This is a genomic window from Mesorhizobium dulcispinae (assembly GCF_033977345.1).
In the GTDB taxonomy this organism is placed as follows: domain Bacteria; phylum Pseudomonadota; class Alphaproteobacteria; order Rhizobiales; family Rhizobiaceae; genus Mesorhizobium; species Mesorhizobium dulcispinae.
In genome coordinates, this window is the sequence record NZ_JAVIIY010000003.1 from 265,415 (window position 1) to 283,478 (window position 18,064).

General features: G+C 63.9%; 18 protein-coding genes. 9 read left to right on the forward strand and 9 right to left on the reverse strand.

Translation table 11 applies throughout. The annotated features are described in order from the left end of the window. Positions 1-6: 6 nt before the first annotated feature. Positions 7-438 carry a DUF4437 domain-containing protein gene (locus RFN30_RS09195; protein WP_320261776.1) on the forward strand — a complete coding sequence of 144 codons (432 nt, stop codon included), beginning with the start codon at positions 7-9 and terminating at the stop codon, positions 436-438. A 195-nt stretch (positions 439-633) separates the two neighbouring features. Here the strand turns inward: RFN30_RS09195 and RFN30_RS09200 are convergent, their stop codons facing one another. From RFN30_RS09200 to RFN30_RS09235, 8 genes are all read right to left on the reverse strand, one after another. Next, positions 634-1,233 (reverse strand): c-type cytochrome, encoded by a 600-nt coding sequence (locus RFN30_RS09200; protein ID WP_320261777.1) that lies wholly within the window; start codon positions 1,231-1,233, stop codon positions 634-636. 185 nt (positions 1,234-1,418) lie between these two features. Next, the gene (locus RFN30_RS09205; RefSeq protein WP_320261778.1) at positions 1,419-2,504 is read right to left on the reverse strand and encodes an ABC transporter ATP-binding protein; all 1,086 of its coding nucleotides are present in this window, start codon (positions 2,502-2,504) and stop codon (positions 1,419-1,421) included. Between the two features lie 106 nt (positions 2,505-2,610). Continuing rightward, positions 2,611-3,714 (reverse strand): ABC transporter ATP-binding protein, encoded by a 1,104-nt coding sequence (locus RFN30_RS09210; protein WP_320261779.1) that lies wholly within the window; start codon positions 3,712-3,714, stop codon positions 2,611-2,613. Continuing rightward, positions 3,711-3,932 (reverse strand): hypothetical protein, encoded by a 222-nt coding sequence (locus tag RFN30_RS09215; protein WP_320261780.1) that lies wholly within the window; start codon positions 3,930-3,932, stop codon positions 3,711-3,713. The genes RFN30_RS09210 and RFN30_RS09215 overlap by 4 nt, the downstream gene beginning before the upstream one ends. Further along, entirely contained in the window at positions 3,929-4,885 is a 957-nt protein-coding gene (locus tag RFN30_RS09220; protein WP_320261781.1) for a carbohydrate ABC transporter permease, read from the reverse strand. The genes RFN30_RS09215 and RFN30_RS09220 overlap by 4 nt, the downstream gene beginning before the upstream one ends. A 3-nt stretch (positions 4,886-4,888) precedes the next feature. Next, positions 4,889-5,794: a carbohydrate ABC transporter permease gene (locus RFN30_RS09225; RefSeq protein ID WP_095780122.1), complete on the reverse strand. Its 906-nt coding sequence runs from the start codon at positions 5,792-5,794 to the stop codon at positions 4,889-4,891. Between the two features lie 66 nt (positions 5,795-5,860). After that, positions 5,861-7,177: an ABC transporter substrate-binding protein gene (locus RFN30_RS09230; protein ID WP_320261782.1), complete on the reverse strand. Its 1,317-nt coding sequence runs from the start codon at positions 7,175-7,177 to the stop codon at positions 5,861-5,863. A 354-nt stretch (positions 7,178-7,531) separates the two neighbouring features. Then, positions 7,532-8,227: a TetR/AcrR family transcriptional regulator gene (locus tag RFN30_RS09235; protein WP_320261783.1), complete on the reverse strand. Its 696-nt coding sequence runs from the start codon at positions 8,225-8,227 to the stop codon at positions 7,532-7,534. Positions 8,228-8,349: 122 nt separating this feature from the next. Between RFN30_RS09235 and RFN30_RS09240 the strand changes: the two genes are divergently transcribed. Genes RFN30_RS09240 through RFN30_RS09250 form a run of 3 tightly spaced genes read left to right on the forward strand, consistent with a single transcriptional unit; the run spans position 8,350 to position 10,828 of the window. Next, positions 8,350-9,546: a Tm-1-like ATP-binding domain-containing protein gene (locus tag RFN30_RS09240; protein ID WP_320261784.1), complete on the forward strand. Its 1,197-nt coding sequence runs from the start codon at positions 8,350-8,352 to the stop codon at positions 9,544-9,546. Between the two features lie 12 nt (positions 9,547-9,558). Then, positions 9,559-10,404, forward strand: coding sequence for a phosphoenolpyruvate hydrolase family protein (locus RFN30_RS09245; protein WP_320261785.1), 846 nt, complete (start codon positions 9,559-9,561; stop codon positions 10,402-10,404). 4 nt (positions 10,405-10,408) lie between these two features. Beyond that, positions 10,409-10,828, forward strand: coding sequence for a cupin domain-containing protein (locus RFN30_RS09250; RefSeq protein WP_320261786.1), 420 nt, complete (start codon positions 10,409-10,411; stop codon positions 10,826-10,828). A gap of 176 nt (positions 10,829-11,004) precedes the next feature. On the opposite strand, the gene RFN30_RS09255 is transcribed toward RFN30_RS09250, so the two are convergent. Beyond that, positions 11,005-12,198: a M24 family metallopeptidase gene (locus RFN30_RS09255; RefSeq protein WP_320261787.1), complete on the reverse strand. Its 1,194-nt coding sequence runs from the start codon at positions 12,196-12,198 to the stop codon at positions 11,005-11,007. A gap of 342 nt (positions 12,199-12,540) precedes the next feature. On the opposite strand from RFN30_RS09255, the gene RFN30_RS09260 reads away from it, so the two are divergent. The 5 genes from RFN30_RS09260 to RFN30_RS09280 all read left to right on the forward strand — a co-directional run bounded on the left by RFN30_RS09260 (position 12,541) and on the right by RFN30_RS09280 (position 18,012). Next, positions 12,541-14,151, forward strand: a complete 1,611-nt coding sequence (locus tag RFN30_RS09260; RefSeq protein WP_320261788.1) for an ABC transporter substrate-binding protein — start codon at positions 12,541-12,543, stop codon at positions 14,149-14,151. 261 nt (positions 14,152-14,412) lie between these two features. Continuing rightward, positions 14,413-15,399, forward strand: a complete 987-nt coding sequence (locus tag RFN30_RS09265) for an ABC transporter permease (RefSeq protein ID WP_320261789.1) — start codon at positions 14,413-14,415, stop codon at positions 15,397-15,399. Continuing rightward, entirely contained in the window at positions 15,396-16,226 is an 831-nt protein-coding gene (locus RFN30_RS09270) for an ABC transporter permease (protein ID WP_320261790.1), read from the forward strand. The genes RFN30_RS09265 and RFN30_RS09270 overlap by 4 nt, the downstream gene beginning before the upstream one ends. After that, positions 16,223-17,239 (forward strand): ABC transporter ATP-binding protein, encoded by a 1,017-nt coding sequence (locus RFN30_RS09275; protein ID WP_320261791.1) that lies wholly within the window; start codon positions 16,223-16,225, stop codon positions 17,237-17,239. Before RFN30_RS09270 ends, RFN30_RS09275 begins: the two co-directional genes overlap by 4 nt. Further along, positions 17,236-18,012, forward strand: coding sequence for an ABC transporter ATP-binding protein (locus RFN30_RS09280; protein WP_320261792.1), 777 nt, complete (start codon positions 17,236-17,238; stop codon positions 18,010-18,012). Before RFN30_RS09275 ends, RFN30_RS09280 begins: the two co-directional genes overlap by 4 nt. Positions 18,013-18,064: the final 52 nt, after the last annotated feature.

The following is an 18,064-nucleotide window of genomic DNA, read 5'->3' on the forward strand; positions in this document are numbered from 1 at the left end:
ACCGCCATGGCCAATCATTTTGCGCCGCTTGCGTTCGCCGCGCTGGCCGTCCTTCCGGGACGGGCATTCGCGCTCGAAGACAGCTACCTGCCGGCCGACAAGATCCCTTATGTCGTCGAGGCGCCGGACCAGCCGCAGCGCCTCGGCCCGCTATGGGGCTCGAGGGCCAAGGGTCCGGCCGGCACGTTGCTGAAAGTTCCCGGCAATTGGCGCGCGCCGGTCCATGCCCACACCGCCGACTATCGCGCCGTCGTCATCAAGGGGCTCTGGGCGCATTGGCAGATGCAAGGCGGCGAAGCGACCAAGGTCGAACTGCCTCCGGGCTCCTATTGGACCCAGAAAGCTGACGAGATGCATGACGATGCCTGCCTGTCCGACACCGAATGCGTGATCCTGTTGATCAACGATACGCCCTATGAGACCTATCTGCCGAAGTAGCCGAGCGGCGGGCAGGCGGGATCTCCGCGGGCGAAAGGCAGGCTCGTCAGCCAAAGGAACGCCGGGCTGCTCTGATCATCGGCGCTTCATCACCTCCCGCGAGGTGCGCATGCTTGCCACGCCCCGCCGGCGGCAACCGAAGATCAGGCGCCACGACCGACAGCGATCGACGGCCATCCGCCATCCCTGCACACCTCACTTGCCAGACGCCGCCGATCCATGGTCTTTACCTTCAGCCTGATGATGCCCCCCACCTTCGGAGGCTTCGGTGATCTTCTCGTATTCGGATAGCGACATCTGCGGCAGACGGCGAACAAAGGCCACCATCGCCCATAGCTCTTCCTGGTTATGCGTTGGACCAAACGCAGGCATCCCGGTCATCTTTATGCCGTTTTGGAGGACCCAATACAGCTCGGCATCATTTAAGGTGGTTGCTGCTCTTTTAAGATCCGGCGGCTGGGGTTGCATGTTCATGGCGAACTCCGCCCGGGAAATTCCCGGGCCACCGTGACAGGCGACACAGCCTTCCTCCTTGTAGTGATGGCCACCTGTGCGGATCATTTCCGGATCGTCAAGCAATCGACCCGGGCTGACATTGTGGCCAGCATGGCGTTCAATGGAATTGTTCCGGATTGTCTCCAGCAACCAACGGATGACGTTCACGTCCTGCTCGCTGGCAGCAACATTGTAGAATCCGGCATAGGTGTAGCCTGCCAATCCGACGATGATTGCTAGCAGGACAACAGCGGTCGCAGCCAAGGTTCGCACGGTTAGCCCCGTGGTGGCAGGCGTCATCGCATATGCCCGCCGTCTACCATTCCGAACGCCTGGAGCCGCCAAATTATTCCACGGCTTGTCATCACGACATCGCGAGCCGTACCAACGCAGTGGTAGTCCGGCTGGTGTGTTAATCAGCATCAAATCGGCTTATGTCGAGTTCATCATAAGTCAAAAACCGTTCTGATTTTCGGGGCCATGCCCTATCCGGAGTGCCGCAGGCTCACCCCGCTGCCTTTGTCGAACATCACCACCTTGTCCGGATTCCAGGCGAAGCGCACAGCCTGCTCGATCTCGACGGCGGTCCTGGCGGGCACGGTGGCCCTCAGCATCGCGTCGCCGACCCTCAGCGTCACGATCTTCTCCACGCCGTGGTTCTCGACGTCGTGGACCTGCGCCTCGACCGGCGCGCCGCTCTCCAGGTAGACGTCCTCCGGACGGATGCCGAAGACGAGCGGGCGACCGTCGGTCGCGCCGCCCGTCTTGGCTCCCCCAGTAACCGGCAATTCGAAATTCATCGGCGCCATCACCGCGCGGTTTTCGACCAGCCTGCCGTCGATAAGGTTCATCGGCGGCGAGCCGACGAAGCTCGCGACATAGGTGTCGCGCGGATTGTTGTAGATCTCCTGCGGCGTGCCGGTCTGGACGATTCGGCCGTGGTTGAGCACGCCGACCTTGTCGCCCATCGACATCGCCTCGATCTGGTCGTGGGTGACGAACAGGAAGGTGGCGCCGAGCTGCATCTGCAGGTTCTTCAACTCCGTGCGCAGCGCCTCGCGTAGCTTCGCGTCGAGCGCCGACAGCGGCTCGTCCATCAGGAACACGCGCGGCTTGCGCACGATCGCCCGGCCGATCGAGACGCGCTGCATCTCGCCGCCCGAAAGCCGGTCGGTCTTGCGGTCGAGCAGGTGCTCGATCCTGAGTGTGCGGGCGGCGCGCGCGACGCGATCCTTGATCTCGGCATCGGGCAGGCGCCGGATCTTCGGCTTCAGAGGAAACTCGAGGTTCTGCCGCACGGTGTAACGCGGGTAGAGCGAATACTGCTGCAGCACCAGCGCCACGTCGCGCTCGGCCGCACCCCATCCGGCGACATCGACGCCGTCGATGAAGACCTGGCCCTCGGTCGGCTTGTCGAGACCGGCGATCAGCCGCAGCGTCGTCGTCTTACCGGCGCCGGTCTCGCCCAACAGCACGAAGAATTCGCCATCGGCGATGTCCAGGTTCAGGCCCGTCAGCGCGGTGTGGCCGCCGAACTTCTTGGTGATGTTCTTGAGCTCGATATGGGCCATGTCTACTGTCTCATTTCTATTTCGAGGGCGGTCAGCCCTCCGCTATGGCTCCGGGCGTTCGATTGTTCGAAAGGCCAAATCGTTGGCCTTTCGTGTCCTTCGGCCATCACAATCTCACCCCAAGCGACTTGCCGCTTGCCGTGTCGAAGAAATGCGCCTGCTCAGGATCGATACGGGCATGGACCTTCTCGCCAGGACCAGAGACGTAGCCGGCCTTGGTGCGGGCCCGCAGCATCTTGGAGCCGACCTTGAGGTCGACTATATCGAAGGAACCGAGCGGCTCGATGATCTGCGCCTCCACCGGCATGTAACCGAGCGCGGCATCGTGCCGGACCAGCACGCCCTCCGGACGGATGCCGAGCGTCAAGCCGCCGTTGGAATGCCCGTTGAGCTTGGACAGCAGCTCGCGCGGGAACTCGAAACCCGCCTGCGCCTGCCCAATCGTGACGCGCGCGGCGCCGGCCTCCTCGGAGACGCCGGCCTCCGCGACGTTCATCACCGGACTGCCCACGAACTGGGCAACGAAAAGGTTGGCCGGATGCGAATAGACGTCGTCCGGCGTGCCGACCTGCTGGATGAAGCCTTCATGCATGATGACGATGCGGTCGGCCAAACTCATCGCCTCGATCTGGTCGTGGGTGACGTAGATCGTGGTCGAGCCCTGCTTGATGTGCAGCCGCTTGATCTCTGCCCGCATCTCCTCGCGCAGCTTGGCGTCCAGCGCCCCGATCGGTTCGTCCATCAGCATCGCCTTGGGGCGACGCACCAGCGCGCGGCCGATCGCCACGCGCTGCATGTCACCGCCGGAGAGCGCCGACGGCTTCTTGTCGAGCAGATCGGTGATGCGCAGGATCCGGGCGATCTCGCGTACCGCCTTGTCGACCTCACCGCTGCTCATGCGCGTTGCGCGCAACGGAAAGGCGATGTTCTCGAACACCGTCATGTGCGGGTAGAGCGAGAAGGACTGGAACACCATCGCGATATCGCGGTCGGCGGCCTTGAGGTGCTGCACAGCCTTGCCATCGATCAGGATGTCGCCCTGGTCGATCGTCTCGAGCCCGGCTATGGCGCGCAGCGTCGTCGTCTTGCCGCAGCCCGACTGGCCAAGCAGCACGATGAACTCGTTGTCGGCGATGGCGAGGTTGAGATTGTGAATGACCTGGACGGCACCGAAGAATTTTTCGATGCCGCGAAGTTCGATCTGCGTCACTGCCCAGTCCCCCCATGCGTCGCGGCGCCGGTTTCCTCGCTGCGCTCCGGCGCAATCTTGGAGGTGATGTTGAAGCCGATCAGTCCGATCAGGATGATCGTCACGCCATAGGAATGCAGGCTGAGGCTCCATGGCTGGCAGAGCGCGACGATGCCCAGCACCATGAGGATCTGCGAGGCCGGCAAAAGGTACTTCTCGTTGACGGCTCGGAAACTCATTTGCGGATCGCTCCGAAGGTCACGCCGCGAAGCAGGTGATTGCGCAGCAGGAAGGTGAAGATCGCGACCGGCAGCAGGAACAGGAAGGTGCCTGCCGCGATCGTGGTCCAGTCCGGCAGGCCGGAACCGATCTGGCTGGGAATGAAGGGCGGCGCCGTCTGCGCGCGGCGGTTCGTCATGATCAGCGCGAAGGCGTACTCGTTCCAGGCGGTGATGAAGCAGAACACCGCGGTGGCTGCGATGCCGGTCGCCGCTTCCGGCAGCACGATCTTGAAGAAGGCCTGCATGCGCGTGTAGCCGTCGACCAGCGCCGCCTCCTCATATTCCTTCGGTATCTCGTCCATGAAGCCCTTCATCAGCCAGACCGAGAAGGACAGGTTGAAGGCGACGTAGAGGATGATCAGCCCAATATGCGAGTCGTTGAGGCCGACCGCCCGGTACATCAGGAACATCGGGATAGCCACCACCACCGGCGGCAGCATGCGCGTCGACAGGATGAAGAAGAGAAGGTCCGCCTCGCCCGCGATCTTGAAGCGCGAGAAGCCGTAGGCTGTGAAGGTCCCCATGCCCACCGCAAGCACCGTGCTGATGACCGCTACGATAAGGCTGTTCATGAACCGGTCGGGATACTGCGAAAGCTGCACGTCCTTGCCGACCTTCAGGACCCGCTCGCCCCCGTCATAGATGCGCTTTTCCCACCAGGGCGCGGCCTCATAAACTTGCGGGTCGACGGTTTTTTGCATCTGCACGCGTTTGGTGAACAGACGGACGAACGGCGTGACCTCCGGCTGGAACAGCACAGTGGGCGGCACGCTGACCGCCAATTCCTTCGGCTTGAACGCGGTGGACGCGATCCAGTAGATCGGCGCCAGGAAGACGAGTGTCGCGATCAGCACCGCGACGATGGCGGCGCGGTTGAGGGCGATCTCGGAAGAAGTGCGGACGGCGGCCATCTGTCAGCGCTCCTTCACCTTGTTGAGATATTTCACGTAGAGGTTGGTTATGGCCAGCACCATGATCAGCACGATGTAAGCCAGCGCGCACGACTTGCCGGTGTCCCACTGCTGGAACGCTTGCTTGTACAGGCGGATCGCAATCAGTTCGGCGGTCGGCTGTGTCGTCATCGTGTAGGCGATGTCGAAGGTCTTGAAGGCTTCCATGGTGCGGAAGATCAGCGCGATCAGAAGGATCGGCGAGACCAGCGGCAGGGTGATGCGGGTAAATGTGTACCACCAGCTGGCGCGGTCGATTGCGGCAGCCTCGTAAAGATGCTGCGGCACCGCCGACAGGCCGGCGAGCGAAAGCAGCATGACGAAGGGCGACCACATCCAGATGTCGGTGATCGCGACGGCGTAAAGCGCGCTGTCGGGATTGGAAAGCCAGGCGAAATCGCCCAGGCCGAAGACGTAGTTGATCGGGCCCCAGGACGGGCTGTAGAGCAGCTGCCAGAACAGGCCGACGACAGCCGCCGACATCATCATCGGCAACAGCAAAAGCGTGGTGATCAGCCCCTTCATCGGAAAACTGCGGTTGAGCAGGAGCGCGAGGCCGAAGCCCACGATCATCTGACCGGCGACGGATACGATGACGTATTTCGCCGTGATGACGAAATTCGACCAGATGTGGTCGTCGCTGAGTAGCTCACGATAGTTCTGCAAGCCGACGAACTGCCAGGGTTCGCTCCGGTTCGCCGCGAAATTCGTGAAGGAATAGCCAAGCGAATAAATCAGCGGGAAGATGTTGAAGACGATCAGGAAAACCAGCGTCGGGATGATGAACATGTTGCGGATGGTCAGATCCGACCAGCCGCGCGCGGCGGCTCTGGAGGCAGGATCAAGATTGGTAAGGGCTACCGAAGCCAAAGATCGTCTCCCTGAAAACAGGAATGCCGGAGGGGAAACCCTCCTCCGGCATTCTGACTGTGATGCTTACTTGTAGCGATTGTACTTGGTGAACGTCGCCTTCCAGTCGGCGGCGGTCTTGTCGAGCGCTTCCTGGGCGGTGCCCTTCCCGCCGACCACGAACGGATAGATGTTCTGGTTCAGCTGATCGAGCACCTCGGCGTATTCAGGCGTTGCCCAGAAGTCCTTGACCATGAACATCGTGTCGTAGAACGCTTTGTTGTAGGGCGTGGCGTTCTGGAAGGCTTCCGACTTCAGCACGGCCTGGCTGCAGGTGTAGCCACCGAGCTCGGCCCACTTCTTCTGAGTCTCGTCCTTGATGAACCATTCCAGGAACTTCATCGCCTCGTCCTTGTTCTTTGAGTACGAGACGACGGAGATGCCCTGGCCGCCGAGAGCGGCGAAGCGCTTGCCGTCCGGACCGGCCGGATTGGCGAAGAAGCCGGTGACGTCGGCATAAGGGTTGGTGGCCTTGTTCACCAGCGGCGGGAAGAAGGCGAAGAAGTTCATGCTCATCGCCGAGAGGCCGCCGGTGATCGCCTGGTTGTCCTCCACGAAGAAGGTCTTGCCCCAGCCGGGAGGCGTAAACTTGTAGAGCGCCTTGTACATGTCGAGGCCGGCGGCGGCTTCCTTGGAATTGGTGATGCCGTCGACCTTGTAGGTTGCGTAGTCGCCGAGATCGCCGCCGTAGCTGAAGATGGCGCTTTCGACGCCCATCGCCATCGCGTCATAGGAATTGTCGGTGTAGATGGCGACGCCGTAGCGCTTCTGGTCCGGACGGTGGAAGAACTCGGCTATATCGCGCAGCTGCGCATAGGTCTTTGGCACGTCGAGGTCGTAGTTGTACTTCGCCTTGAAGGCTTCCTTCTCCTTCGGGTCCTCGAACCAGTCCTTGCGGTACGACCATCCGATCGCATCGCCTTCCAGCGGGATCGCCCAGTATTTGCCGGAACCGCCGGGGTATTCGGCGTAATACTTGATGGTGGCCGGAGCCATCACATCGCCCAGCTTGTGCTGATTGAAGAAGTCGGTGAGGTCGACATAGTGGCCCTGCGTCGAACCGGCGCCGAGCCATTGCGAGTCACCGACGACCATGTCGTAGGCGTCGCCATGCGCGTTGAATTCAGTGAAGGCCTTGGTCTGGAAGTCGGGCCACGGCGTGGTCTGCACCGTGACCTTCACGCCGGTCTCGGCCGTGTAGTCGTTGACGAGTTCCTGCAGGTAGTTGGCGGGATCCCATTCCGCCCAGAAGATGGTGAGCTCCTTGTCCTGCGCGTGGACGGACGTCCCGCAGGCAAGCGCCAGGCCGACACCAGCAAGCACGCTGGTCACTATCTTGCGCATAGTTTTCCTCCCTTGTGCGCATTCTACCGTGTCATTGAGAGCCGGCAGCTTGGTCGGCCCTGGTAGTTCCTCCCGTGACGGCACTTTCCGGTTTCGAGCCTCCTCGCCCTGCCGGAAAAATGGATCGCAGCCCTCACTTTCGATCCGCTTTATGCTTCCTGATCTGGTATTACCAATTCAAGAGGGACGTCAAGCTCTTTCTTGTACAGTCAAAAGCCGTTCGGCAAGCCGATCATAGCGATATCCCTCTGTTTTCCCTTATTTTTCCTACTCCTTGATATGCGGAGGCCTTGTCTCCGGCGATGCATCACGATTATTACTGGTGGCTGGCTCCTCAATCTGGTCGAACCAGATTTACGGCATCCTCATCTTGGGCGATGCTGAAACGCCACGCGCTTTCGCCTCTGATTCCGCTATCGCCGCGCGCACCAGCGCGCCCGCCGCCCAGTCGGCGACCGCCATCATGTCACGGCTGTCCAGCCCCCATATGTCCTTCAGCACGATCAGCACCTCGACACCGAATATCAACGACAGAGCCTGGGCAAGACGCTTGAACTGACGCGGCTTGAGCTGACCCTTGAGCGGCGCGATCGCGTCTTTCAAAAGATCGACGCGATGGCCGCGCGTGAAGGCCGGCTCGGTGCCCAGCGTGCCCGCCTGCCGCCGCGCCCATTGGTCGAGCGAAAGCTTGAGCGCCGCCTTGAATGTCGCCTCGAAAGCCTCGATGCGCGGCATGGAAGACGCGAACAGCTCAGCCACCCGCCGCTCCGGATCGTTCGAAGCAGATTTCCACGTCAGGATCGGGCCAAGCCCCTCGTCGACGACCGCCTGCACCAGCGCCGCCTGGCTTGGGAAGTAGCGATAGGCGGTCGCGCGGGAGACTTCCGCCGCCTCTGCGACCTCGCTGACCGAAGGCGTCACGCCCGACTGCATCAGCCGCGTCGCCGTCTCCAGCATCAGGCGTCTGGTCCGCGCGCGCGGCCCCTTTTCGGCTGGCGGCGCCTGCTCGGCGTCGTCCTTGGAGGCAGCTTGTTGACGTGAGACATTCATATCAATACGATACGCGCGTCTCAAAAAATTGCAATGGCCCGAACCTCGACAAGGCCAGGCAAGAAGCGATAACGGCAATGCCGGGCGCGCAAGACAACGATAGAGACGACGGGGAAACTCGGATGAAGCGCATCTACGTGGTCGGCACCGCCGACACCAAGGGTGAGGAGCTCGCCTTCCTGGCCGATGCCGTGGCCGCTGCCGGTGGCGTGGTCGCCCGTGTCGATATCGGCACGCGCGGCGCGACCGTCCCGGTCGATGTCGCGGCAAGCGAGATCGCCGCGCACCATCCTGACGGAGCCGGCGTGGTGCTCGGCACGAATGATCGCGGCACAGCCGTCGCCGCCATGGGCATCGCGTTCACCCGCTTCATCCAGTCGCGCGACGACGTCGCCGGCGTGATCGGCATCGGCGGCGGCGGCGGCACCTCGATCGTTACCGCCGGCATGCGCGCCCTGCCGCTCGGCCTGCCGAAGATCATGGTCTCCACGCTCGCCTCCGGCGACACCGCGCCCTACGTCGACGTCTCCGACATCATCATGATGCCGTCGGTGACCGACATGGCCGGCCTCAACCGGTTGTCGCGCGTCGTGCTGCACAACGCCGCCCAGGCGATATCAGGCATGGCAGCAAGGCCGGCGCCCTCCGCTGTCGGCGAGGCGGCGCTGGGCTTGACCATGTTCGGCGTCACCACGCCATGTGTCACGACCATCGTCGACCGGCTGCGCACCGACTATGACTGCATGGTCTTCCACGCCACCGGCACCGGCGGCCGCTCGATGGAGAAGCTCGTCGACTCAGGCCTGCTCGCCGGCGTCATCGATATCACCACGACCGAGGTCTGCGATCTTTTGTTCGGCGGTGTGCTGCCGGCGACGGAGGATCGCTTCCGCGCCATTGCCCGCACTAAGCTGCCCTATGTGGGCTCGGTCGGCGCGCTCGACATGGTGAACTTCTGGGCGCCGCCGACCATCCCCGAGCGCTATCGCGGCCGCCTCTTCTACGAGCACAATCCAAACGTCACGCTGATGCGCACCACTGCCGATGAATGCCGCAGAATAGGCGAATGGATCGGCGGCCGCCTCGCCGCTTGCGAAGGCCCGATCCGCTTTCTGATTCCGGAAAAGGGCGCCTCCGCCCTCGATATCGAAGGCGGCGCCTTCTTCGACGCGGAAGCCGACGCGGCGCTGTTCGAGGCCATCGAGCGCGCGATCAAGCCGACGAAGAACCGCACCGTGACGCGCCTGCCGCTGCACATCAACGATCCCGCATTCGCCAAGGCCGCGGCCGAGGCTTTCCTCGACATCGCCAAGACGTGAGACCCGACAAGCATGGCCGCCATTCCGCGCAAACAGATCCTTGAAAAATTCCGCAAGATGATCGCCGAGGGTGTACCGATCGTCGGCGGCGGCGCCGGCACCGGTCTGTCGGCCAACGCCGAGGAAGCCGGCGGCATCGACCTCATCATCATCTACAATTCCGGACGCTACCGCATGGCCGGGCGCGGTTCGGCCGCCGGCCTGCTCGCCTATGGCAACGCCAATGAGATCGTCAAGGAAATGGCCTATGAGGTGCTGCCGGTGGTGAAGAAGACGCCGGTGCTGGCCGGCGTCAACGGCACCGATCCGTTCGTCATCATGCCGCTGCTGCTCGCCGAGCTGAAGACGATGGGCTTTTCCGGCGTGCAGAACTTTCCGACCGTCGGCCTGTTCGACGGCACCATGCGGCAAAGCTTCGAAGAGACCGGCATGGGCTTTGGCCTCGAGGTCGACATGATCGCCGAGGCGAACAAGCTGGATCTCTTGACCACGCCTTACGTCTTCAACCCCGACGAAGCGCGCGCCATGACATGGGCCGGCGCCGACATCGTCGTCGCTCACATGGGCGTCACCACAGGCGGCTCGATCGGCGCCACCTCGGCGAAGTCGCTCGATGCCTGCGTGACGGAGATCGACGCCATTGCCGACGCCGCGCGCTCAGTGCGCAAGGATGTCATCCTGCTTTGCCATGGCGGGCCGATCTCGATGCCCGACGACGCCCGCTACATTCTCGAGCGCTGCGAGGGGCTGCACGGATTCTACGGCGCAAGCTCTATGGAGCGGCTGCCGGCGGAAGCGGCGATCGCCAGGCAGACGGCGGATTTCAAGGCGGTCGCGATCACGAACAAGAAGGGATGAGGCAATGGCCGACAGGAGCAAGGTGTTCGTCTACCCGAAGGATGTCAGCGCCTTCGGCTTCGACTGGGGCAGACTGGCCCTCACCGTCGCCCCGGAAGTGAATGGCGCCGAGCGCTTTTCCGGTGGCGTCGTCGACCTGCCGCCCGGCCAGGGGCACACCCGCCACAATCACCCGGGCGCCGAGGAGATCATCTTCGTCATCTCCGGCAATGGCGAGCAGATGGTCGAGGACGAGAAGGGCAATCCGGTGGTCGCGAAAGTCGGACCCGGCTGCACCATCTATGTGCCGGAGAGCCGTTTCCACTCGACGCTCAACACTGGCGATCAGCCGATGCAGCTCTTCGTCGTCTATTCGCCGGCCGGACCGGAACTGGCGCTGCGCGGCCTGCCGGATTTCAGGCTGCTGCCGGCGGGCGGGAAATGATCTTTGCCGGCGTTGCGGCCCCTCATCCGGCCGCTTCGCGGCCACCTTCTCCCCGGCGGGGAGAAGAGATGGGCGCCAGCGCTGGCGCCCTCGTCTCCCCTCGGGGAGAGGTCGGATTGCCCCGAATTGCCCTTGCAATTCGGCTGGCAATCCGGGTGAGGGGAGCGTCGTCGAGGCTAAGCTGTCGCCCCGCCCCGGTTCCACCCCCGCCCGCGATCCCCGAACATCACATAGCCTGTGTCGGTCACTGCGACCGTATCCTCCAGTTTGATGAAGCCGCGCGTCGGATGAAGCATGGTCGTCTCGACCGATAGCACCATGTTCTTTTCCAGCGGCTTGGCCGCACAGGTGCCTTCATAGGTGACCGGATGGTTGGTCATCAGGAACGGCGCCTCATGCGTGATCAGCCCCATGCCGTGGGCGAAGAAATCTGTATAGGCGGCAACCTTGGAAGCCCTCAGCACGCTCTCGGCGTGCGCAATCATGTCGCCGCCGAGCGTGCCTGCCTTGACCTTGGAGAAGGCCGCCTGCTGCACAGCTTCGACTTCGGCCAAAAGATCCTCCAGCTCGGCATCCGGATCGCCGAGCACACCCATGCGGCAGAGGTCGCCGATATAGCCGTGATAATTCCCGCCGGAATCGATCGACAGCACCTCGCCCTTCTTCCACGCCTGGCTTGACGCGGCACGGTTGTGGCTGGAGCCCAGCGTCAGCAGGCAATATTCGAAATGCGCGCCGCGATTGGTCTCCTCGCGCCGGAGCTGCTCGATGATGTCGGTCTTGGTCGTACCCTCGTGCGCCCAGGCAATAGTCGCCATCATGGAATCGGTGATCAGCTCGGAAGCAATGCGCAGTTTCTCGAGCTCGGCCGCGGTCTTGATGGCGCGCATGTTCTCCAGCATGCCGGTCGCGTCGATCAGCTTCGCGTCGGGCAGCGCCTTGCGGATCAGCGTGTAGGCATCCGACGGCAGGAAGCCCGGCTCGACGCCGATGCGGGCGGCTCCCTTGCCAATCTTTTGCAAATGTTCGACGGCAAGATTGGCGGCGTCGAGCGTGCCCCAGCAGGCGGCATGCAATGTCGGCGTCCAGAACGGATGGTTCTGATGCTCGCCGCCTTCCATGCGGTTGCCGATATAGGCGGCGTGCTCCGGCCCGCCCTTCTCGTAGAGGACGATAGGCAGGTAGCGGCTGTGGCCGATCGCATCCATGGCGGCGAAGAAGATGAACTTGTAGCCGCCGAGCAGATATTGCGTGTTGTGCTTGGAAGTGGCGAGGAGCACGTCGATACCGGCCTCCTCCATCAGCCGGTCCACCCGCGCCTGGTCGAACGGAATGCTGCTGACCTCGGCCTTGCCCGGAGCGATGTTCATCTGTCTCTCCCTGATTTCCTCGGCTGCTCAAGCGGCCAGTCTTCTTGAACTTTTGGCTGTCGGCCAATCTGCATCAGTTTGACCACTCTGGTCCAGCCAGAATCGATGGCTTCGGTCCGCCATAGCTTCCTAAGCGGCGTCGAATAGCGCGTACACCTCATATCTGGTCTTACCAGATAGTGGCAATTGCAGCCCGAATAAAACTGGTCCAGCGGACGAAAATTTCAAAGCCAAGCCAGCATGCGCCAAATCCGTCTCTGGCGAAACCTTTGCCGAAGGCCATAATCCCGTTCATTTCGAGACTGCTCGCGCCTGTCGCGGGTGAAGAGGGGAGTTTGAGCGATGTCCGAATTCGCAATCTCGCGCCGCGGCCTGCTTGCCGGCTCGGCACTGCTTCTGGCCTCGACCGCGCTGCCGACCATCGGCTTGGCGCAGACGCCGAAGAAGGGCGGGCGGCTGATCGTTGCGGCCGACTCCGAGCCCCGCAACCTCAACCCGGCGATCGTCGCCTCCAACGGCGTCTTCTTCATCTCCAGCAAGATCGTCGAGACCCTGGCCGAGGCCTCCTTCGACGGCAATGACGGGCTTGAGCCACGCCTCGCGCTCTCCTGGGAAGGTGCCGCCGACGGATTGTCGGTGACCTTCAAGCTGCGCGACGGCGTCAAATGGCATGACGGCAAGCCCTTCACCTCCGCCGATGTCGCCTTCTCGGCGCTGCAGATCTGGAAGCCGCTGCAGAATCTCGGCCGCACGGTGTTCAAGGACCTTGCCGCGGTCGACACGCCGGACGATCTCACCGCCGTCTTCAAATTCGCCAAGCCGACGCCGTTCCAGCTGATCCGCAATGCGCTCCCCGCACTGTCGAGCGTCGTGCCGAAGCATGTCTATGAGGTGGGCAAGATCGAGGACAACCCGGCCAACAACGCGCCGGTCGGCACCGGTCCGTTCAAGTTCGCCGAATACAAGGCCGGCCAGTACTATCGGCTGGCGAGAAACGACGACTATTGGGGCAAGGACGAGCCCTATCTCGATGAGATCGTCTATCAGGTTCTGCCCGACCGCACCTCGGCCGCTGCCGCGCTCGAGGCGGAAGAGATCCAGCTCGCCGCCTTCTCCGCCGTGCCGCTCGCCGACCTCGACCGCATCTCCAAGGTGCCGGGCATGAAGGTGATCACCAAGGGCTATGAGGGGCTGACCTACCAGCTCGTCGTCGAGATCAACCATCGCCGCAAGGAACTGGCCGATTTGAAAGTGCGCCAGGCGATCGCGCATGCCATCGACAAGGACTTCGTCGTCAAGACGATCTTCCTCGGCTACGCCGCGACCGCGACCGGCCCGGTGCCGAAGAACGATCCGCAATTCTACACCGCCGATGTCCCGACCTATCCGTTCGACGTCGCCAAGGCCAACGACCTGCTGGACGAGGCCGGCTACAAGCGGGCCGACGACGGCAAGCGCTTCGCGCTGAAACTCCTGCCGGCCCCTTACTTCAGCGAAACAAAACAATTCGGCGACTATCTGCGCCAGGCGCTGGCCGTGATCGGCATCGACGCCGAGATCGTCAACAACGACTCGGCCGCGCATATCAAAGCGGTCTACACCGACCATGCCTTCGACCTCGCCGTCGGCCCGCCGGTGTTCCGCGGCGATCCGGCGATCTCGACCACCATTCTGGTGCAGAGCGGCATTCCGGACGGCGTGCCCTTCTCCAACCAGGGCGGCTACAAGAACGCCGACCTCGACGCGCTGATCGCCAAGGCATCGGAGACGCTCGACACCACCGCCCGCACCGAGCTGTACAAGGAGTTCCAGAAAAAGGTCGCCGCCGACCTGCCGCTGATCAACGTCGCCGAATGGAGCTTCATCAGCGTCGCGCGCGACACGGTTGGCAACATCGCCAACAATCCGCGCTGGGCGGTGTCGAACTGGGCGGACACTTATTTGGCGGGTTGATCTCGCGCTTGCCGATCGACTGTTGGGGTGCTCAGCTTTGAGAATGAGAGTTCCTTCGCGCCCCCCTCTGTCCTGCCGGACATCTCCCCCACAAGGGGGGAGATTGGCAGTTTCCGCGCTCCGCACTTTCCTACCACGTCGGAGATTGGCGAAAGCCGCTATGGCAGCTGATCTCCCCCCAAGTGGGGGAGATGGCCGGCAGGCCAGAGGGGGGCGCCGTAGAGCGCGACGTCCAAGGCTTGGCCTCAGCACCGCTTCGCCATGACCCGCGCCCTCACCCTGCTGCGCCGCCGTCTCGTCGGCAGCGTCTTCGTTCTCCTGATCGTCGTCATCGGCAGCTTCCTCCTGCTCGAAGCCGCCCCCGGTGACGCGGTCGATGCCTATATCGTCTCGACCGGCGGCGATGCCGGTATGATCGAGCTGCTGCGCCACCGCTGGGGTCTCGATCAGTCGGAGCTTACTCGCCTCGCCAACTACCTCTGGGCGCTCTGTCATCTCGACCTCGGCCGGTCGGTCACCTTCTCGCGGCCGATCCGCGACGTCATCCTCGAACGCCTGCCGACCACGCTGATCCTGATGGGCAGCGCCACCGCGCTCTCCTTCAGCCTCGGCTCGGCCCTCGGCATCTATGCCGGCGCGCGACCCGGCAGTTTTCGCGATCGCTTGCTGTCGATCGGCTCGCTGGCGCTCTATGCCGTGCCCGGCTTCTGGCTCGGCCTGGTGCTCATCGTCGTCTTTGCCGTCGACCTGCGCTGGCTGCCGATCGGCGGCATCGAGACCATCGCTTCCGGCAAGACAGGGCTGGCGCGGGCCGGCGACATCGCCACTCATCTCGTGCTGCCGGTCTCGGCGCTCGGCTTCATCTATCTGGCACTTTACCTGCGCATGATGCGCGCCGGCATGGCCGAGGCCTGGCGGCAGGATTTTATCCTCGCCGCCCGCGCCAGGGGCCTGGCGCGCCGGCGCGTCGTGCTCGCCCACGTCGCCCGCAACGCGCTGCTGCCTCTGGTCACCTTGCTTGGCCTGCAATCGGCGCAGATGCTCGGCGGCAGCGTCGTCATCGAAAGCGTCTTTGCCGTCCCCGGCCTCGGCCGCCTGGCGCAGGAAGCGGTCACCGGGCGCGACACGCCGCTGCTGCTCGGCATCATTCTGGTCAGCGCGGTTCTCGTCGTCGTCATCAACCTTCTGGTCGACGTCGCCTATGCCTTTCTCGACCCGCGCGTCGGCGCCAGCGAGGCTGGCGTATGAACCGGCTGCGCGGGTTTTTCCACACGTCGGAGGCAATTGCCGGCGTGCTCATCCTGGCTTTGCTGGTGGCAATGGCGCTGGCGGCACCGTTGCTTTTTCCCGGCGATCCGCAAGCGATCGCCGGCCCGGCGTTGCTGCCGCCGTTCCAGGACTGGTCGCTGCCGCTCGGCACCGACCGGCTCGGCCGCGGCGTGCTTGCCGAACTGTTCCATGGCGCCCGCACCTCGCTGGCGGTCGGTCTGGCGGCGGCGGGCGCGGCACTCGTCATCGGCGCGGTTGTCGGCACGCTGGCCGGCTTCGCAGGGGGCCTGATCGACGAGGTGCTGATGCGCATCACCGACGCCTTCCAGACCGTGCCGAGCTTTCTTCTGGCGCTGGCCTTCGTCAGCATCGTCGGGCCATCGCTCGGCGTCGTCGTCGGGGCAATAGCGCTCGGCGCCTGGACAGGCCCAGCGCGCGTTGCACGGGCGGAAGTGCTGTCGATCCGCGAGCGCGGGTATGTCGCCGGCGCCCTCGTCATCGGCATGCATCCGCTGGAAATTGCCTTCCGCGAGGTGCTGCCCAATGCCCTGCCGCCGGTGCTGGCGCTGTCCTCGGTGATCGTCGCGGCGGCCATCCTTACCGAGGCCGCGCTTTGCTTCCTCGGTCTCGGCGACCCCAACCGCGTCACCTGGGGCGGCATGATTGCCGAGGGCCGTGCCGTTTTGCGCACCGCGCCGTATCTGTCGATCGTTCCCGGCATCGCGCTGGTGCTGACCGTGCTCGGCGTCTATCTCGCCGGCGAAGGCGTGGTGGAAAGTACCGCGGTGCGCAGGAGCCTGTCGTGACCGCGCTGCTCTCGATCCGCGATCTTTCCGTGCGGTATCGCCGTGACGGCGTTGAGGTGGCGGCGCTGAAGGGTGTCAGCCTGGAGATTACCGCCGGCGAGCGGCTGGCGATCATCGGCGAAAGCGGCTCGGGGAAAAGCACGCTGGCGCTGGCGGTGGCGGGGTTGTTGGTGGGCTCGGCTAAGATCGACGGAACAGTCGAGTGGAAGATACCGAAATCGCAAACGCCTCATTCCTTCGCGCCCCCCTCTGTCCTGCCGGACATCTCCCCCACAAGGGGGGAGATCAGCAGTCTCGCTGCCGGCTCTCCCCCTGCAACGTTGGAGGTTGCCGAAAGCGGTGATGGGAGAGCAATCTCCCCCCTAGAGGGGGAGATGTCCGGCAGGACAGAGGGGGGCGCGACAGAACGCCGATCATCGGCGATTGGCAAAACCCAACAACAGCCCCTCCTCGGCCGCGACATCGGCTTCGTCTTCCAGGACCCCTCCTCCAGCCTCGACCCGGTAATGCCGATCGGCAAGCAGATCGCCGAAGTCACCCGTACGCATCTCGGCCTGACCTGGCGCGAAGCCTATGCCAAAGCCCAAACCCTCCTCGACCGTGTCCGCCTGCCCAACCCGGAAGCCGCGCTTCACGCCTATCCGCACCAGCTTTCCGGCGGCCAGAAGCAGCGCGTGGCGATCGCCGCGGCCATCGCCGCCGCGCCCAGGCTCTTGATCGCCGACGAAGCCACCAGCGCGGCCGATACCATCGTCCAGGCCGAGATCGTCGCCCTGATCCGCCGGCTGGTGGCTGAGGACGGCATGACGCTCCTCTTCATCAGCCACGACATCGCGCTCGCCGCCACGCTTGCCGAGCGCATCGCGGTGCTGCGCCGTGGAGAGCTGGTCGAGATCGGCGAGACCCGACAAATCATCGACGCGCCGCGCCATGCCTATACGCGCGCCCTGCTCGATGCCCATCTCGGCCTCGACGCTGCGCCGTTGCTCGCCCGCCAAGGCGCTTCGGCATGAGCCTGCTCGCCGTCTCCAACCTCGCCAAGCGCTATCACCGCGGCAGCAAGCCTTTTCCCGCTGTCGACGATGTCTCATTCGAGATCGGCCCGGCCGAGACGCTGGCGCTCGCCGGCCCGTCGGGCAGCGGCAAATCGACGATCGCGCGGCTGGTGCTGCGACTGATCGAACCCGACGCCGGCCGCATCGAATTCGAAGGCGCAGACTTGCTTGCGCTGTCAGGCGCCGCGCTGCGTGCGCGCCGTGCTCGCCTGCAGATGGTGTTCCAGGACCCGCTCGCCGCCTTCAATCCCCGCGCCACAGTGGCGCGCGTGCTGGACGACCCCTTGCGCATCCATGGCATCGCCTCGCGCGCCGAGCGCCCGCGCCGCATCGCGGCCCTCCTGGAGCGCGTCGGCCTCGATACCGGCCTTGCCGGGCGCGCGATCCACGAGATTTCCGGCGGCCAGCGCCAGCGCGTGGCGATCGCCCGCGCCATCGCCACGCGATCGTCGCTGATCGTGCTCGACGAAGCCGTCTCGGCGCTCGATGTTTCGGTGCGGGGGCAAATCCTGGAATTGCTGCTCGACCTGCAAAGACAGGAACGGATCGCCTATCTCTTCATTTCACATGACCTCGGCGTCATCCGCGCCGTCGCCCATCGCGTCGTCATCCTCGACGCCGGCCGGATCGCCGAAAGCGGCGATGCCCGCGCCGTCATCGCCAATCCGCAATCGGCGATCGGCAAGGCGCTCGTGGCGGCAACGCCGAAATTGAGCAGGAACCGACCATGATCCCGCAAAGCGGGATCCGGTTTGCGGACAAGATCATGGTCGAACAATAAAT

Coding starts and splice junctions, on each gene's coding strand:
- RFN30_RS09195 (WP_320261776.1), top strand. CDS start 7: ATGGCCAATCATTTTGCGCCGCTTGCGTTCGCCGCGCTGGCCGTCCTT.
- RFN30_RS09200 (WP_320261777.1), bottom strand. CDS start 1,233: ATGACGCCTGCCACCACGGGGCTAACCGTGCGAACCTTGGCTGCGACC.
- RFN30_RS09205 (WP_320261778.1), bottom strand. CDS start 2,504: ATGGCCCATATCGAGCTCAAGAACATCACCAAGAAGTTCGGCGGCCAC.
- RFN30_RS09215 (WP_320261780.1), bottom strand. CDS start 3,932: ATGAGTTTCCGAGCCGTCAACGAGAAGTACCTTTTGCCGGCCTCGCAG.
- RFN30_RS09220 (WP_320261781.1), bottom strand. CDS start 4,885: ATGGCCGCCGTCCGCACTTCTTCCGAGATCGCCCTCAACCGCGCCGCC.
- RFN30_RS09230 (WP_320261782.1), bottom strand. CDS start 7,177: ATGCGCAAGATAGTGACCAGCGTGCTTGCTGGTGTCGGCCTGGCGCTT.
- RFN30_RS09235 (WP_320261783.1), bottom strand. CDS start 8,227: ATGAATGTCTCACGTCAACAAGCTGCCTCCAAGGACGACGCCGAGCAG.
- RFN30_RS09240 (WP_320261784.1), top strand. CDS start 8,350: ATGAAGCGCATCTACGTGGTCGGCACCGCCGACACCAAGGGTGAGGAG.
- RFN30_RS09245 (WP_320261785.1), top strand. CDS start 9,559: ATGGCCGCCATTCCGCGCAAACAGATCCTTGAAAAATTCCGCAAGATG.
- RFN30_RS09250 (WP_320261786.1), top strand. CDS start 10,409: ATGGCCGACAGGAGCAAGGTGTTCGTCTACCCGAAGGATGTCAGCGCC.
- RFN30_RS09255 (WP_320261787.1), bottom strand. CDS start 12,198: ATGAACATCGCTCCGGGCAAGGCCGAGGTCAGCAGCATTCCGTTCGAC.
- RFN30_RS09260 (WP_320261788.1), top strand. CDS start 12,541: ATGTCCGAATTCGCAATCTCGCGCCGCGGCCTGCTTGCCGGCTCGGCA.
- RFN30_RS09265 (WP_320261789.1), top strand. CDS start 14,413: ATGACCCGCGCCCTCACCCTGCTGCGCCGCCGTCTCGTCGGCAGCGTC.
- RFN30_RS09270 (WP_320261790.1), top strand. CDS start 15,396: ATGAACCGGCTGCGCGGGTTTTTCCACACGTCGGAGGCAATTGCCGGC.
- RFN30_RS09280 (WP_320261792.1), top strand. CDS start 17,236: ATGAGCCTGCTCGCCGTCTCCAACCTCGCCAAGCGCTATCACCGCGGC.